This window comes from Methylobacterium sp. HJ2 (assembly GCF_056431005.1).
This window is the reverse complement of record NZ_JBWJYM010000011.1, coordinates 192,778-208,344: the sequence shown is the minus strand read 5'-3', so window position 1 is coordinate 208,344 and position 15,567 is coordinate 192,778. Positions and strand designations below refer to the sequence as shown.

Annotated in this window: 12 protein-coding genes, 1 tRNA gene and 1 rRNA gene; 10 read left to right on the top strand and 4 right to left on the bottom strand. The window is 71.4% G+C overall.

All coding sequences use genetic code 11. From position 1 onward, the window contains the following. The 3 genes from rrf to ACS5RC_RS23435 form a co-directional block, all read left to right on the top strand. A 5S ribosomal RNA gene (rrf, locus tag ACS5RC_RS23445) occupies positions 1-88 on the top strand; the annotation flags it as partial. Between the two features lie 68 nt (positions 89-156). Next, positions 157-233 (top strand) — tRNA-Met (locus tag ACS5RC_RS23440). A 324-nt stretch (positions 234-557) separates the two neighbouring features. After that, a complete protein-coding gene (locus ACS5RC_RS23435) occupies positions 558-1,448 on the top strand; it encodes a lipase family protein (protein WP_478346336.1) in 891 nt (296 codons plus the stop codon). Positions 1,449-1,455: 7 nt separating this feature from the next. Here the strand turns inward: ACS5RC_RS23435 and ACS5RC_RS23430 are convergent, their stop codons facing one another. Continuing rightward, a complete protein-coding gene (locus ACS5RC_RS23430; protein ID WP_478346335.1) occupies positions 1,456-2,082 on the bottom strand; it encodes an N-acetyltransferase family protein in 627 nt (208 codons plus the stop codon). Next, positions 2,082-4,427: an Orn/Lys/Arg family decarboxylase gene (locus ACS5RC_RS23425; protein WP_478346334.1), complete on the bottom strand. Its 2,346-nt coding sequence runs from the start codon at positions 4,425-4,427 to the stop codon at positions 2,082-2,084. Before ACS5RC_RS23425 ends, ACS5RC_RS23430 begins: the two co-directional genes overlap by 1 nt. A gap of 205 nt (positions 4,428-4,632) precedes the next feature. Here ACS5RC_RS23425 and scpA point away from each other — a divergent pair, with 205 nt between their 5' ends. Both scpA and ACS5RC_RS23415 read left to right on the top strand, forming a co-directional pair. After that, a complete protein-coding gene (scpA, locus tag ACS5RC_RS23420) occupies positions 4,633-6,798 on the top strand; it encodes a methylmalonyl-CoA mutase (RefSeq protein WP_478346333.1) in 2,166 nt (721 codons plus the stop codon). A gap of 140 nt (positions 6,799-6,938) precedes the next feature. Next, positions 6,939-8,117, top strand: a complete 1,179-nt coding sequence (locus tag ACS5RC_RS23415) for a complex I NDUFA9 subunit family protein (protein ID WP_478346332.1) — start codon at positions 6,939-6,941, stop codon at positions 8,115-8,117. Positions 8,118-8,152: 35 nt separating this feature from the next. Here ACS5RC_RS23415 and ACS5RC_RS23410 read toward each other — a convergent pair whose 3' ends face one another. Continuing rightward, on the bottom strand, positions 8,153-8,863 hold the full coding sequence (locus ACS5RC_RS23410; protein ID WP_478346331.1) for a sulfate transporter family protein: 711 nt from the start codon (positions 8,861-8,863) through the stop codon (positions 8,153-8,155). Between the two features lie 192 nt (positions 8,864-9,055). Between ACS5RC_RS23410 and ACS5RC_RS23405 the strand changes: the two genes are divergently transcribed. After that, positions 9,056-10,363, top strand: a complete 1,308-nt coding sequence (locus tag ACS5RC_RS23405; protein WP_478346330.1) for a flavin monoamine oxidase family protein — start codon at positions 9,056-9,058, stop codon at positions 10,361-10,363. A gap of 91 nt (positions 10,364-10,454) precedes the next feature. After that, on the top strand, positions 10,455-11,111 hold the full coding sequence (locus tag ACS5RC_RS23400) for a Crp/Fnr family transcriptional regulator (protein WP_478346329.1): 657 nt from the start codon (positions 10,455-10,457) through the stop codon (positions 11,109-11,111). A 46-nt stretch (positions 11,112-11,157) separates the two neighbouring features. On the opposite strand, the gene ACS5RC_RS23395 is transcribed toward ACS5RC_RS23400, so the two are convergent. Further along, the gene (locus tag ACS5RC_RS23395) at positions 11,158-11,442 is read right to left on the bottom strand and encodes a hypothetical protein (protein ID WP_478346328.1); all 285 of its coding nucleotides are present in this window, start codon (positions 11,440-11,442) and stop codon (positions 11,158-11,160) included. Positions 11,443-11,921: 479 nt separating this feature from the next. On the opposite strand from ACS5RC_RS23395, the gene ACS5RC_RS23390 reads away from it, so the two are divergent. The 3 genes from ACS5RC_RS23390 (at position 11,922) to ACS5RC_RS23380 (ending at position 15,496) form a co-directional block, all read left to right on the top strand. Next, positions 11,922-12,797, top strand: a complete 876-nt coding sequence (locus tag ACS5RC_RS23390; protein WP_478346327.1) for an outer membrane protein — start codon at positions 11,922-11,924, stop codon at positions 12,795-12,797. A gap of 356 nt (positions 12,798-13,153) precedes the next feature. After that, positions 13,154-13,822 (top strand): cysteine hydrolase family protein, encoded by a 669-nt coding sequence (locus tag ACS5RC_RS23385; protein ID WP_478346326.1) that lies wholly within the window; start codon positions 13,154-13,156, stop codon positions 13,820-13,822. 99 nt (positions 13,823-13,921) lie between these two features. Continuing rightward, positions 13,922-15,496 (top strand): regulator, encoded by a 1,575-nt coding sequence (locus ACS5RC_RS23380; RefSeq protein ID WP_478346325.1) that lies wholly within the window; start codon positions 13,922-13,924, stop codon positions 15,494-15,496. Positions 15,497-15,567: the final 71 nt, after the last annotated feature.

Genomic DNA, 15,567 nt, shown 5'->3' with positions numbered 1-15,567 from the left:
CCCGATCCCATCTCGAACTCGGCCGTTAAACGCACCAGCGCCCATGGTACTGTGTCTCAAGACACGGGAGAGTCGGTCGCCGCCAGACCCGCACAGCGCAGGCATGCATCCCCAGGATGCCAACTCATTCCCTCGACACGATGCTCACAACCCTGGCGCGGGGTGGAGCAGCCCGGTAGCTCGTCAGGCTCATAACCTGAAGGTCACAGGTTCAAATCCTGTCCCCGCAACCAACCACACAAGCCCGCCCCGGATCACACCGGGGCGGGCTTTTGGCTGTCTGGAGTTCTGCCAGGACTCTGCCAAGACTTGGCTCGCCTCCTCGCGGGGCCATGGACCGTACCCCAGGATGCTGGGTCCGACGTCAGGCCGGTCCCTCGGTCTGCTTCTCGGCCATCAGGCCGAGAGGGGAGGGGGCTCGGTCCGCCTGGCCTCGTCCGGATGGGGTGGTCCGTCACGCTTGCACATCGTCCCGTCACCGGTGATCCTACCCGCGAATGCGCGAGCCCATCCCGGCCAGGAACGGCTGTGGCCGCCCGCGACCGGAGCTCCGCACCATGAGCCGGTTGGTCACGCTGCCGCTGAACCTCTATCCTCGAACTCTCGACGGCTGGGCGGACACCGCGCTGACGGCGCGATCGGCGCGGGCGGCGATGTGGCTGGCGCAACTCGCCTACGAGGATGACCCGGACAAGATCCGAGAGATCGCCGCGGCGTGGAACCTCACGCTCGTCGACCGAAACGCGACGGGCGCGTTGGGGCCGCTCCTGTCGGAGGGGATCCGCTGGCTCGCACTCGCGGGGCAGGGGCGTCGCATCCTCGCGTTCTCCGGCACCGATCCGCTCGTGCTTGCCGATTGGCGGACGGATCTCGGCGTCGCACTGAATACCGACGACCTGCATTCCGGCTTCGCCGATGGCCTGATCGCGGCGAGCAAGACGCTTGGGCGGGTCTGGACGGGAGGTGGTGATCCGGCCTGGATCGTCGGGCACAGCCTGGGCGCCGCGCTCGCCGTGCTCCGGGCCCGCGACGCCGCCCAGGCCTGCGACCTGCCGGCCGCCGTTTACGGGTTCGGGATGCCCCGGGTGGGCGGGAGCCGGTTCGCGGCGGATTACGAGGCCGTACTCGGATCGCGCACCTACCGGTTCGTGCACGGCGCCGACATCGTCGCCCGCCTCCCGCTGCCGAACATGGGGTACCGGCACGTGGGGCGCCGGGTTGCGTGCGCCTCCGGCGCGGGGTTCGACGTCGGGTCCGTCGCCGGATCCGCCGACGACGATCCCGTGCTCGCCCTAAACGACGGTTTCCACTTCGGCGCCCTGCGCCGCTTCCTGTTCCGGATGAGCGTCGGCGGTCGGCGGGATCTTCTCGGCCTCGCCACGCGGACCCTGCTGCCGCAACCGCTGGCGGACCACCTGCCGGACCGCTACTGGGCGGCGCTTCCCTGATCCAAGCTCAGACCACGCCCCATTCGTGGTTCGCCACCACGATCTCGGGAGAGGGCTCCTCGGCCGGGCGCCAAGTTCCGGGCTGATCCGCGGCGCCGGTGCCGAGCGCGCACTGGACCATCACGCTGTCGCTCCAGCGGCCGTACTTGTAGCCCACCGCCGGCAGGAAGCCGACGCGGGCGAAGCCGCAGGCTTCGTGCAGGCGGAGCGAGGCCTCGTTGCGCGCGTCGATGTAGCCGATCATCTGGCGGTAGCCGCCGGCCGCGCAGGCCTCGATCAGCGCGGGCAGCAGGCGCCGGCCGATTCCCGCATGGAGATGCTCGGGATGCACGTAGATCGAGTGCTTCAGGGTGTAGCGGTAGGCCGGGCGCTTGCGGAAGGGCACGGCGTAGGCGTAGGCCGCCACCGCCCCGTCGCGCTCGGCGACGAGATGGGGCAGGCGCTTCTTGCGCATGGTCTTGCGGCGGCGCTTGAGATCGTCGGGGAGCAGGCGCTCCTCGTCGAAATCGCCGGTGTCCCCGACGCCCCGCCGGATGTGGTGCTCGTAGATCGCGATCATCGCCGGCACGTCCGCGTCGGACGAGGGGCGGATGACCACGCCCGGGCAGGCGACGACCGGCGTCTCCGCCTCCATCAGCGGCTCTCGCGCAGCACGTAGGTGTGGAAGCGGATGCGCCCGTCCGGCTCGACCTGGCGGTAGACGCCCTGGATCTCGGCCTCGAAGCCCGGGAACAGGTTCGCGGCAGCCTCGAACATCTTGAAATAGTCCAGCATCGGCTTGGCCCGCCCGTCGATCCGCTCGCCCGGCAGGATCGTGCCGATCCCGGGCGGGTAGACCAGAAGCAAGGTCGTCGCCACCCGGCCCTCGGCCTCCGCGATCGGAACGAAATCCACGTGGTTGCGCGTGAGCATCTGGGCCGCGTCCTTGGGCGGCATCACCATCTCAGGCAGGTGCTCGGGAGCGAATTGCTTGCGCTGCAGGGCCGAGGTTCCGGCCTCGCGGTGGAAGGCGTGGTAATCGGCGCAAAGATCGCGCAGGCGCACGCCCGCGTAGCGGTTCGGGCGGCGCCGGACGAATTCCGGCATGGCCTCCTCCAGGGGGACGTTGTCGTCGTGCAGGCGCTTGAAGGCGACGAGGCCCGAGATCAGCGTGCCGGCCTTGGAGGATTCGACGCCCGGCGTCAGCAGGAAGAGCAGCGAGTTGAGATCGTTCTTCTCTGGCACGATCCGGTTCTCGCGCAGGTACTGCGCGACGATCGGGGCCGGGATGCCGTGCTCGCTGTAGGCGCCGGTGCGCCGGTCGAAGCCCGGGGTGAGCACGGTGAGCTTGTTCGGGTCGGTGATGGCATAGCCCGGCCCCACATGGGTGAAGCCGTGCCAGCCGGCGCCGGGCTTCAGCTCCCAGTGGCGGGGATCGCTCGCGAGCTCGTCCGTCGGCACGCTCTCCCAGGCGATCTCGGCGCCGTCGGTCGTGGTCGTCACGTCCGGCACGAAGGGATCGAAGAACCAGCGCCGGCGCGGATCGCCCTCGCGCTCCTCGAACTCGCGGCGGATGGCCCGCACCTTCTTGCGCCACTCGATCCCGAGGCGGATCGTGTCGTCCCACAGGATCATGCCGGAGCGGCCCTTCATCATCTGGGCGCCGACGTCGAGGGAGGCGAAGAGCGGGTAGAACGGCGAGGTCGAGGCGTGGACGAGGAAGCTCTCGTTGAGGCGCCGGTGCTCGACGCGCCGGGTCTGGCCGCGGATGTGGCCGTCCTTGGTGTGGATCTGCGAGGCCTGGCTGAAGCTCGCGAGCTGCTTGTGGGTCGATTGCGTCGCGATGATGCCGGGCGAGGTCTCGTCGAGGCCGGTGAGCCCCATGGCGAAGCGGCCGGCATAGAGGGGATGGAACTTCATGAAGCCCGCCCAGGCCTCGTCGAACAGGATGTAGTCGCAGAGGTGCCCGATCCGGGCGAGGATCTCGCGCGCGTCGTAGATCGTGCCGTCGTAGGTGCATTGCTCGATGACGGCGACGCGGAACGGGCGCTCCTTGCGCCACGCCTCCCTGTCCGCCACCAGCGGGTTGGCGCGGATCTTCTCGCGGATCCGGGCCTCGTCGAGGGCCTCGTGGTAGATCGGCCCGATCAGCCCGTAGGCGTTGCGGTCGGTCTCGAGGAAGATCGGGATGCCGCCGCCGAGGAAGAGCGCGCCGTGATGGGCGGCCTTGTGGTTGTTGCGGTCGAACAGGACGAGGTCGCCCTCGGCCACCAGCGAGGACAGCACGATCTTGTTCGAGGCCGAGGTGCCGTTGAGGACGAAATAGGTTTTTTCCGCCCCGAAGATCTGGGCGGCCTCCTTCTGCGCCTTGAGCGCCGGGCCTTCGTGGGTCAGCAAATCGCCGAGATCGAGGACCGAGTTGTCGAGGTCGTCGCGGAAGATCGCTTCCCCTAAGTGCTCGACGAAGATGCGGCCGATCGGCGAGCGGTTGTAGAAGATGCCGCCGTTGTGGCCCGGGCAGGTCCAGAGCTGGTTGCCCTTCTCGGCGTAGTCGACGAGCGCCCCGAAGAACGGCGTCTTCAGGGTCTCGGCATACTGGGTGACGCGGGAGACGAGGCCGCGGGCGATGAATTCCGGCGTCTCCTCGGCGAGGAAGATGTAGCCGTCGATGAAGTCGAGCAGCTCGACCGGGATGTCCTCCAGGCGCTTGCGGCGGACCATGATGACGATCGGCATCTCGAGGCCGCGGCGGCGCATCATGTCGATGAGCGCGGCGGCCTTGCCGTCGAGCCCGCGCTTGCCCCAATCCACCACCATGCAGCCGATGGCGGCGTCGGTCTGCACGGCGATCGCCGCGTCCTCGACGCGGCGCGCCCGCACCACCTCGAAGCCGCGTCCCTCGACCGCCGCCACGATCTGGTCGACCCGCGCGCCCTCGAGGTCGCCGGGCTCGAAGGTGGGCGTGCACATCAGCACGGTGAAGCGGCGGTGGAAATCCATGCGCGGGGTCCTGTCGCGGGCGGCCCGGGATCCCGGGCCGCAGGGTGCATCGACTGGCTTTCCGGCGCGAGCGTGACGGCGCGATGACGGCTGGCCCGCCCGGGCCCGCGGCTTCCGCCGCACGGGGGAGTAGCACCGCCCCCAACCTCCCTTATAATGCAGGCCTGTTCGCCCCGGCCGCGGGGTGCGTTCGATCGAGCCCCGCATGACGTCCCGCATCCCGAACTTCGCCGAGATCCCGTTCGCGGGCGAGCCGCTGCCCGTCGCCCCGCTGCCGACGGCCGAGCCGTGGATGAGCCCCGAGGGCATCCCGGTGAAGGGCGCCTACGGGCCGGAGGACCGCGAGGGGCTGGAGTTCCTGCACACCTATCCGGGGCTGGCGCCCTACCTGCGCGGGCCCTATCCGACGATGTACGTGACCCAGCCCTGGACGATCCGGCAATATGCCGGCTTCTCCACGGCCGAGGATTCGAACGCCTTCTACCGGCGCAACCTCGCGGCCGGGCAGAAGGGCCTGTCGGTGGCCTTCGACCTCGCCACCCATCGCGGCTACGATTCCGACCACCCGCGCGTCTCGGGCGACGTCGGCATGGCGGGCGTCGCGATCGACTCGATCTACGACATGCGGACGCTGTTCTCCGGCATCCCCCTCGACGAGATGACCGTGTCGATGACGATGAACGGCGCGGTGCTGCCGATCCTCGCCCTCTACATCGTGGCCGCCGAGGAGCAGGGCGTGCCGCCCTCGAAGCTCGCCGGCACGATCCAGAACGACATCCTCAAGGAGTTCATGGTCCGCAACACCTACATCTATCCCCCGAAGGGATCGATGCGGATCATCTCGGACATCTTCGCCTACACGTCGAAGAACATGCCGAAGTTCAATTCGATCTCGATCTCCGGCTACCATATGCAGGAGGCCGGGGCGACGAACGACCTCGAGCTGGCCTACACGCTGGCCGACGGCGTCGAGTACATCAAGGCGGGGCTGGCTGCTGGTCTGACCATCGACCAGTTCGCCCCGCGCCTGTCGTTCTTCTGGGCGATCTCGACGAACTTCTTCATGGAAATCGCCAAGATGCGGGCCGCGCGCCTGATCTGGGCCAAGCTCGTCAAGCAGTTCGAGCCGAAATCCGACAAGTCCCTGCCGCTGCGCACCCATTCGCAGACGAGCGGCTGGTCCCTCACCGCCCAGGACGTGTTCAACAACGTCACCCGCACCTGCATCGAGGCGATGGCGGCGACGCAAGGGGGCACGCAGTCCCTGCACACCAACGCCCTCGACGAGGCGCTGGCGCTGCCCACCGACTTCTCGGCCCGGATCGCGCGCAACACCCAGTTGTTCCTGCAGCAGGAATCGGGCACCACCCGCATCGTCGATCCGTGGGGCGGCTCCTACTACGTCGAGCGCCTCACCGCCGACATCGTGGCCCGCGCCTGGGAGCACATCCGCGAGGTCGAGAGCCTCGGGGGCATGGCCAAGGCGATCGAGGCCGGCATCCCGAAGCTCAGGATCGAGGAGGCGGCGGCGCGCGCCCAGGCCCGGATCGATTCCGGGCGCCAGACGATCGTGGGCATCAACAAGTTCAAGGCCGACGACGACATGGCCATCGAGCTCCTGCGCGTCGACAACGGCAACGTCCGCACCCTGCAGATCGACAAGCTCAAGCGCCTGCGCTCGGAGCGCAGCCAGGCGGATGTCGACGCGGCGCTCGCCGCGCTGACGCAGGCCGCCGAGGGGAGCGAGAACCTGCTCGAGCTCGCGGTGAACGCGGCGCGGGCCAAGGCCACGGTCGGCGAGATCTCCGAGGCGCTGGAGAAGGCCTGGGGCCGGCACCGCGCCGAGATCCGCTCGATCTCGGGGGTGTACAAGCGGGAGGTCGGCGGCATGTCGCCTGTGGTTGAGACGGTGCGCGCCCTGGTCGAGGCGTTCGAGGAGAACGACGGGCGCCGCCCGCGCATCCTCGTCGCCAAGATGGGCCAGGACGGCCACGACCGCGGCCAGAAGGTGATCGCCTCGGCCTTCGCCGATCTCGGCTTCGACGTCGATATCGGGCCGCTCTTCGCCACGCCCGCGGAGGCCGCCCGGCAGGCGGTGGAGAACGACGTGCACATCGTCGGCGTCTCCTCGCTGGCCGCCGGCCACCTCACCCTGGTGCCGGAGCTGAAGGCGGCGCTCACCGAGCAGGGCCGCGGCGACGTGATGATCGTGATCGGCGGCGTCATCCCGCCGGGCGATTACGACGCCCTCTACGCGGCCGGCGCCTCCGCGATCTTCCCGCCCGGGACCGTGATCGCGGACGCCGCCGTGAAGCTCATCGAGGAGCTGAACGGGCGCCTGGGCTACGGCACCCGGCAGGCCGCGGAGTAGGGCGTCCGCACGGCCACCGCCGCCCGTCACGATTGCGCGCTTCGCCCGGCTCCACAGCGCGGGGATTTGGGGTAAGTAGCGCTCCGACAGGGGCCGCGCCTCGGGGCGGCCCTGCGACTCGGATGACGAGACTTCAGGCGATGACCGGTACCAGTTCCCCGACCGCCAATGCCGGCCTGATCCGGCCGGCCTCGCAGCTCGTGACCATCTTCGGCGGCTCGGGCTTCCTCGGGCGCCACGTGGTCCGGGCCCTGGCCAAGCGCGGCTACCGCATCCGCGTCGCCGTGCGCCGGCCCGACCTCGCCCTGTTCCTGCAGCCGCTCGGCAAGGTCGGGCAGATCGTGGCCGTGCAGGCGAACCTGCGCTACCCCGATTCGGTGGTCCGCGCCGCCGCGGGTTCCGACGTCGTGGTCAACCTCGTGGGCATCCTGCAGGAGACGGGGAGCCAGAGCTTCGCGCGGCTCCAGGCCGAGGGGGCCGGGCTCATCGCGCGGGCAGCGGCCAAGGAGGGTGCGAGCCTGGTCCACGTCTCGGCGATCGGCGCCGACGCGCGCTCGGACTCCGCCTATGCCCGCACCAAGGCCGAGGGCGAGGCCGCGGTGTTCCAGGCCCGCCCGGACGCCGTGGTGTTCCGGCCCTCCCTGGTGTTCGGGCCCGGCGACAGCTTCTTCAACCGCTTCGCCAACCTCGCCCGCGCCCTGCCGGTGCTGCCCCTCGCGGGCGCCCAGTCGCGCTTCCAGCCGGTCTTCGTCGGCGACGTGGCCGAGGCGATCGCCCGCGCCGTCGAGGGCCGGGTGCCCGGCGGCAAGGTCTACGAACTCGGCGGGCCCGAGATCGCGACCCTGGAGCACCTCGTGCGCTACATGCTGGAGACGACGCATCGCCGCCGCCTCGTGGTCGACCTGCCGCTGCCGCTCGCCCGGATCCAGGCGCGCGTCATGGAGATCGCCGACACCCTGACGCTGGGCCTGCTCCCCGCCGACCTGAAGCTCACCCGCGATCAGGTCGTGCTGCTGCAGCAGGACAACGTGGTCTCGGAGGCCGCCAAGGCCGAGGGGCGCACCATCGAGGCCCTCGGCATCCAGCCCACCGCCGCCGAGGCGGTGGTGCCGGGCTATCTCTGGCGCTTCCGCAAGGCCGGCCAGTTCGCCACCGGCCGCGGCAGCCCGGCGCTCGCCGAGGTGCCGGACATGCTCGCCGCCTCCCCGATGGAGGCCGGGTCGCAGCACCGGCCCGAGCGCGCCTCCGGCCCGGCGCTGGCGGCCGATCCCGGCGGCGCGCCGGGCCGGCAGGGCGCCCGCTGGGGCTCGCGGAAGTAGCGCTCCGGGCCCTGTCCGGGTCCCCGGTCGGGCCCTCAGCGCAGGCGCGCCTGGCGCGCCGGGGCCGGCAGGCGCCCGGCGAGCCGCTTGTGCACGTGCACCATCAGGGCGATGCCGAAGAGCGGTGTCACGAGATTGAGAACCGGCACCACCATCATGCCGGCAAGCAGGCAGCCGGCGGCGAGCGTCGTCCCGCTGTGCTCCCGGCGCATCGTGGCGGCGGCGGGGAGCGGCCGGAAGCGGGCGGCGGCCATCTCGAAATATTCCCGCGACAGGAGGTAGGCGTTGGCCGCGAAGAAGGCGGCGATGCCGATCACCGGCACGAAGAAGATGATCAGGGCGCCCAGGTTCACCAGGAGCGTGAGGCCGGCGAAGCGCACGGCGTAGAGCATCGCCCGGCCGTAGGGCATCGCCTGGCCCGGCGGATCGTCGGGAAAGTCGGTGCGCTCCACGATCTCGGCGGCGTCGTCGAGGAAGAAGCCCGCCACCAGGATCGAGACCGCGGGCATCACGTAGGCGAGCGCCACGAACAGCCCGAAGCCCGCCAGGAAGAAGGCCAGGGTATCGAGCAGCGGGTACTGTTCCGAGATGTGGTGGCTGGCCTGGAACCACTGGATCAGGCGCGTCAGCCCGAACCAGACCAGCACGAGGAGGCCGAGGGTGAGCCCGAGCGACTTCCACAGGATCGCCCGCAGCGGCGGCGAGAGGGTCTGGCGCAGGGCCGCGAATGCGGACTGGATCAGCATGCGGGAACCGGGTCCTTCGCGCCGCCAAGCCGGCGCCCGGCAGGTGTGGGGTCGCGTCGCGGCCGCTGCAAGGCGTCGGGCGCCGACTCCGTGCAGGCCGGGATCGGCGGCGATCGGGCCGGCCGGGCGACAGTCCCCTGACCTGGAGCGTCGCCCGGCCGCCCCGACGCGATCGAGAGCCGCAGGACCCGCATGAGCCGCCCCGCCCATTCCCAGCACCGCCCCAGCCTCGTGCCGCCGCTGGCGGCGCTGCCCGCCGATCCGGCGGTGATCGTGATCGGGGCGGGCGCCGCCGGGATCGGCGCCGCGCGCCACCTCGTCGCGGCGGGCCTCTCCGTCGCGGTGCTGGAGGCGCGCGACCGCGTCGGGGGGCGCACCTTCACCACCAGCCTGCGCGGCCACGACGTCGACCTCGGCGCCCATTGGCTGCATGCCGGCCCGATCAACCCCCTGGTCGCCCTCGGCAAGGCCCGGGGCGAGCCCCTGCGCCGGGCGCCGCAGGAAGGGCATGTCTGGGTCGGGCGGCGGCGGGGAACGGCCGCCGAGCGGCGCGCCAACGCCCGCGCCTTCGACGTCGCCGACCGGGCGATGACGCGGGCCGCCGCCGCGCCGGGGCCGGACCGCCCGGCCGCGAGCGTTCTGCCGCCGACGCTCGGCCCCTGGGGCCGCCGAGTGGCGCAGGTGCACGGCCTCGTCTCCGGCCGGCCGCTCACCGAGGTCTCCGTGCAGGATTTCCCCAGCCTGGAGTACGGCGACAACTTCTTCCTCGCGGGCGGATACGGCGGCTATCTCGCCCGGCTGGCGCGCGGCCTGCCGATCGCGCTCGCGCGCCCGGTGACGCGCATCGACTGGTCGGGCGAGGGCGTGCGGGTCGAGACGGCGGCGGGCCCGCTCGCGGCGCGCGCGGTGATCGTCACCGCGCCCATGATGGTGCTGCGCGCCGACATCGCCTTCAGCCCGGCCCTGCCGGGGCCGGTCCGGCAGGCCATCGACGGCTTCAGCCGCGGCATCTACGAGCACGCCGTGCTGCACTGGCCGTCGAGCCCGTTCCGGGGCGCCGACCGCCTCGTCAGCATGGCGGGCAGCCGCCTGTCGCCGCCGGGCCTGCTCGCGCGCATCGACGGCACGCCGTTCCACTATTACGAGATCGACGGGGCCGAGGCCGCCGCGATCGACGCGGCCGGCGGGGGCGCCGACCGGGTCCGGCGCCACGTCCGGACGGTGCTCGCCGCCCATTTCGGACCGGGGCGGCTGCGCGATCTCGCGATCCCGGCGGTCAGCGCGTGGCGCGACGATCCCTGGTCGCGGGGATCCTGGGCGGTGGTGCCGCCGGGCCATGCGGGGGCGCGGGGCGCCCTTCAGGCCCCCGTCGCCGACCGGATCTGGTTCGCGGGGGAGGCCCTGTCGCGCCTGCAATGGGGCACGGCGGGGGGCGCCTACGCGGAGGGCGAGCGCGCCGCCGCCGCGGTGGCGGAGCGTGTCCGCGCGGGCACAGGGTAGTCGCGCCCGTCTTCCGCCGGCGTGCCGCCCGCTTGCCGCCGGGCCGCCGGCATGCATCGGCTGTGCGCGCGACGACGCGTCGGAGCTCCGCATGAACTGGGTCGAAGCGAACTGGGTCGAGGCGATCGGCTATCTCGGCACGGCCCTGACCGTCGCGGCGTCCGCGATGAGCACGATGATCCCGCTGCGGATCGTGGCGCTTCTCGCGAGCGCGGTGGTGATCACCTACGGGACCCTGATCGGCAGCATGCCGGTGGTGCTGACCGAGATGATCCAGATCCCGTTCAACGCCTACCGGCTCTGGCAGATGTGGCGCCTCGTGCGCGACGTCGGGACCGCGGCCGGCGGCGATCTCTCCCTCGACTGGCTGCGTCCGTTCGGCACCGAGCGCGCCTTCCGCGCCGGCGCGGTGCTGTTCCGCCAGGGCGATCCGGCCGAGGAGATGTACTACGTCGAGAGCGGGCGCTTCCGGATCCCCGAATACGACCTCACGGTGGGCGCGGGCGGGATCGTGGGCGAGCTCGGCCTGCTCTCGCCCGGCAACACCCGCACGGCCTCCCTGGTCTGCGTCGAGGGGGGACGGGCGCTCTGCATCTCCTATTCCGAGGTGAAGCAGCTCTATTACCAGAACCCGGAATTCGGGTTCTACTTCCTGAAGCTGACGAGCGAGCGCCTGTTCCACAGGGCCGGGCCCGGGCGGGCTCCGGAGGTCGCCGACGCGGTCGCGGTCGAGGGCGACCTGCTCTGAGAGGCGGGGATCCCCCGCCGGGCCCCGGGCCCAGCAGGGGGCTCGCTCAGCGACCGCTCGGGGCGGCCGTGCTGCCGGTGGCCGCGTTGCCGCTGTTGTCGCCCGCGGGCGCGCCGCGCGTCACGTTGTTGAAGCGCCGGCCCGGCATCATGCCGCGGCGATGGTGGCGGTGGTGCCGCATGTGGCGGCGGACCATGCGGACGTCCTGGACGATCGGCGACGGCGCCGCCAGGGCGGCCCCAGGCCCCGCCGGAAGGGCGGCGGCCGGGCCGGCGAGGGCCGCGGCGCCGATTCCGGCCAGCAGGCCGGCTGCGATGATGCTGATCCGCACGTCTTACTCTCCCTGTGACCGCCCCGGACGCGTGCCGCTCCGAACGACGGCACGGCACCGGATGGACGGCTGCGCGCGAGGAAATAGACCGCAGGTTGCACTTTCCCAGCCCGCTCGGGAGATCGACGGCAGGCCAAGCCGGCTCGAAGCGCGGGCTCGGAGGGGCGCACGCCCCTTGCGGCCGATCGGCTTCAATGATTTGGTAAGGTTCTCCGCCGCGATCGGGCAGCATATCCAGACCTTCGGCGCTCCCAGCCGGGCTGACCCAACATTCCGGTTGATGAAATCCTAACAAAACCGCTCGAATGACCGGTGTTCACAGGCCCCGGGGCCGGTCTGTGCGCGGACGCACTTGAGGAGGGGGTGGTTTTCCGGCGCCCGACGGGGCTGTGGCGCGGATGCACTATCGCCGCCGGGCCGCTTGGGGTTTTTGTGCGCTCAGCCGCCCTGCCAGCGGGGCGAAACGAAGGGTTCCGACGATGAAGCGCCTCCTCCTCTCCGCCACCGTCCTCGCCGGCCTCACCGCCGCCGCCGCCGCCGCCGATCTGCCGCGCCGCGCGCCTCCGCCGGTGTTCCAGCCGGTTCCGGTGTTCACGTGGACGGGCTTCTACGCCGGTTTCAACGCGGGCTACGGCTTCGGCGCCAACGACAACAACACCGCCACCGTGGTGGCCGTGCCCAACCGCTACGCCGTGTTCCAGGCCCCGGCCGCCTATAACGGCGTGATCGCCTTCCCGGGCACCAGCTCGAGCGACGGCTTCGTCGGCGGTGGTCAGGTCGGCTACAACTACCAGTTCACCCCGGGCTCGGGCGTGGTGGTGGGCATCGAGGCCGACGCCCAGTACGCCGATTTCGGGCGCAACCGGAACCGCTTCTCGGCCACCAACCCGATCGCCTTCAACGCCCTGGTGTTCAACCCCAACGGCCTGTCGAGCCTGGACTACTTCGGCACCGTGCGCGGGCGCCTCGGCTACGCCTTCGACCGCACCCTGGTCTACGCCACCGGCGGCTTCGCCTACGGCTCGGGCGGCGGGCGCCAGTTCGGCCTGCCGAACGCCAGCACCGACAGCTTCCAGACCGGCTGGGCCGCCGGCGGCGGCGTCGAGTACGCGCTGCCCACCGACTCCTTCCTGAACTTCTTCCGCTCCTCGGCCGTGACGCTCAAGGTCGAAGGCCTCTACGTCAACCTCGACCAGGGCAACCGCAACAACGGCCTCTTCGCGGTCGGCGCCAGCGGCATCCCGGTCGGCATCGGCAGCACCGGCGTCACCCTCGTCCAGGGCGGCAACCGCCGCAACGACACCGAGTTCGCCGTCGTCCGCGCCGGCATCAACTACAAGTTCGGCTCGTACTAAGACCCGATCACGGACGCTTCGGCCAAGGCCCCAGCCCCGATCAGCAAAGGCCGCTTGAGCCCAAGCCACACCCCGGGAGGCGACTCCCGGGGTGTTCTCGTGTCCGGGCGGGACGAACAGGCGCGCGACATCAATCGTCGCGGCCTCCGTCCGCGACGGGGCGAGCGCGGCGCGGGGCGATCTCAGGCTTCGTGCTCTGCTCGTCTGCGTGGCACAGGCGCCAATTCAAGCCGCAGGCGAGCGAAATCTTTGGGCGTGCATCCCGGGAGACGCCGGACCATGATCCTGACGGTTCGCGGGCCGGAGCGGCGGCGAACCCTCGGCAGGCCCACCGCTCCGGGACGAGGCGCCCGCGCATGCCCATCCTCGATGCGGAGCCGTCGCCGCTGCCGGTCCGGAGCGCGGCCACCGCCCTCGTCATCATCGACATGCAGCGGGATTTCCTGGAGCCGGGCGGCTTCGGCGAGACGCTGGGCAACGACGTCTCGCTGCTCTCCGCCGCGGTGGAACCCTGCCGCCGGCTGCTCGCCGCCGCGCGCGAGGCCGGGATCCTCGTGGTCCACACCCGCGAGGGCCACCGGCCCGACCTCTCCGACGCCCCGCCGGCCAAGCGCGAGCGCGGCGTGCCGACCGCGCGGATCGGCGATCCGGGGCCGATGGGCCGCATCCTGATCCGCGGCGAGCCGGGCCACGACATCGTCCCGGCCCTGGCGCCGGCGCCCGGCGAGATCGTCATCGACAAGCCCGGCAAGGGCGCCTTCTACGCGACCGACCTCGGCCCAATCCTCGCGGCGCGCGGGATCGAGACGCTCCTCGTCTGCGGCGTCACCACGGAGGTCTGCGTCCACACCACGGTGCGCGAGGCCAACGACCGCGGCTACCGCTGCGTCGTCGTCTCGGATGCCTGCGCCTCGTACATCCCCGAATTCCACGCCGCCGGCCTGGCGATGATCGTCGCGCAGGGCGGCATCTTCGGCTGGGTCTCGGACTCGGCGCGCGTCGCCGCCGCCCTCCGGGCGGGCTGAGGCCCCAGTTGGGCCGAGGCCCGGAGGGGCGCGGCCGATCCGCGAGCAATCCCGAGGCGCGGTCCGAATCCCGCCGTCGGCCTGAGTGAGGAGATCGACATGGCAGCGGCCCCGCCCCGTCAACCGGCCCTCTGGGCGCCCGGCGACTGGAACGCCTTCTTCGGCTTCGGCACCAACATCCTGGTGAACATGCTGGTGCTGACGGGCCTGCTGCGCTTCGTCCTCGGCATGCCCGACGCCATCACCTTCGGGCGCATCCTGCCGGCGATCGGCCTGATGCTCTGCCTCTCCACCGCCTATTACGGCTGGCTCGGCTACCGGCTCGCCCGCGAGACCGGCCGCGACGACGTCTGCGCGCTGCCCTCCGGCATCAGCGTGCCGCACATGTTCATCGTGGTCTTCGTGATCATGCTGCCGATCAAGCTCGCCACGGGCGATCCGGTGAGGGGCTGGGAGGCGGGGCTCGCCTGGGTCTTCATCCAGAGCTTCATCCTGATGATCGGCGGCTTCATCGCCCCCGTCATCCGCCGCATCACCCCGCGGGCGGCGCTGCTCGGCACGCTCGCCGGCGTCTCGGTCACCTTCATCGCCATGCGCCCCGCGCTCGAGCTGATCACCACGCCGGTGATCGGCGTCGTCGCCTTCGCCATCATCCTGCTCGCGTGGTTCGGGGGCGTGCGCTATCCGGGCCGACTGCCCGCCGGCCTCGTGGCGATCCTGTTCGGCATGGTGGTGGCCTGGGGCGCGAAGCTCCTCGGCCTCGATCTCGGCGGCGTCAGCGGTCCCGGCCTCGGGGCCGCGCTGCAGGGCATCGGATTCTCGGTGCCGCTGCCGGCCATCGGCCACGTCTTCGGCGGCTTCGAATTCATCGGCGTGATCCTCGTCACCGCCATCCCGTTCGGGATCTACGATCTCGTCGAAGCGATGGACAACGTCGAGAGCGCCGAGGCGGCGGGCGACGCCTACCCGACCACGCGCGTGCTCACCGCGGACGGGGTCATCAGCCTGATCGGCTGCCTGATGGGCAACCCCTTCATCAACGCGGTCTATATCGGCCACCCGGGCTGGAAGGCGATGGGCGGGCGCATCGGCTATTCCTTCGCCACCGGGATCGCCGTGCTGCTGCTGAGCTGGCTGAACCTGATCTCGCTGCTGTCCAGCCTCGTGCCCGTCGTCGCGATCTCGCCGATCCTGCTCTACATCGGCATGCTGATGGGGGCCCAGGCCTTCCAGGAGACGCCGCACCGGCACGCTCCGGCGATCATCCTGTCCTTCGCACCCCACCTCGCCGCCTGGGCCAAGACCCTGATCGACGGCGCGCTCGGCGCCGCCGGCACCAGCGCCTCGGCGATCGGCATGGCCAAGCTGGGTCAGGCCGGCGTGCTGTACGAGGGGCTCGGCGTGCTGGGCGAGGGCTCGATCCTGGGCGGGCTGATCCTCGGGGCGGTCGCCGCCTTCATCATCGACCGCGACTTCCCCCGCGCCTCCGCCTTCGCGGCGGCCGGCGGCGTGCTCACCTTCTTCGGTTTCATGCACGGCCCGGCCGTCGGCATCGCGGTCTCCCCCGCGCTGGCCCTGGCCTACATGCTGGTGGCGCTCCTGCTCTACGCCGCGGCCCGGGCGCAGGCTCCCGCGCCGCTGATGCCCGCCGCCGCGCAGGTTCCGGCCGAATGATCCGGGTGTCCGCGCGATGAAAGCGCGGACCGGGTCGCTCAGTCCGCGCGCCCCGTGAGCGAGACTCCGGA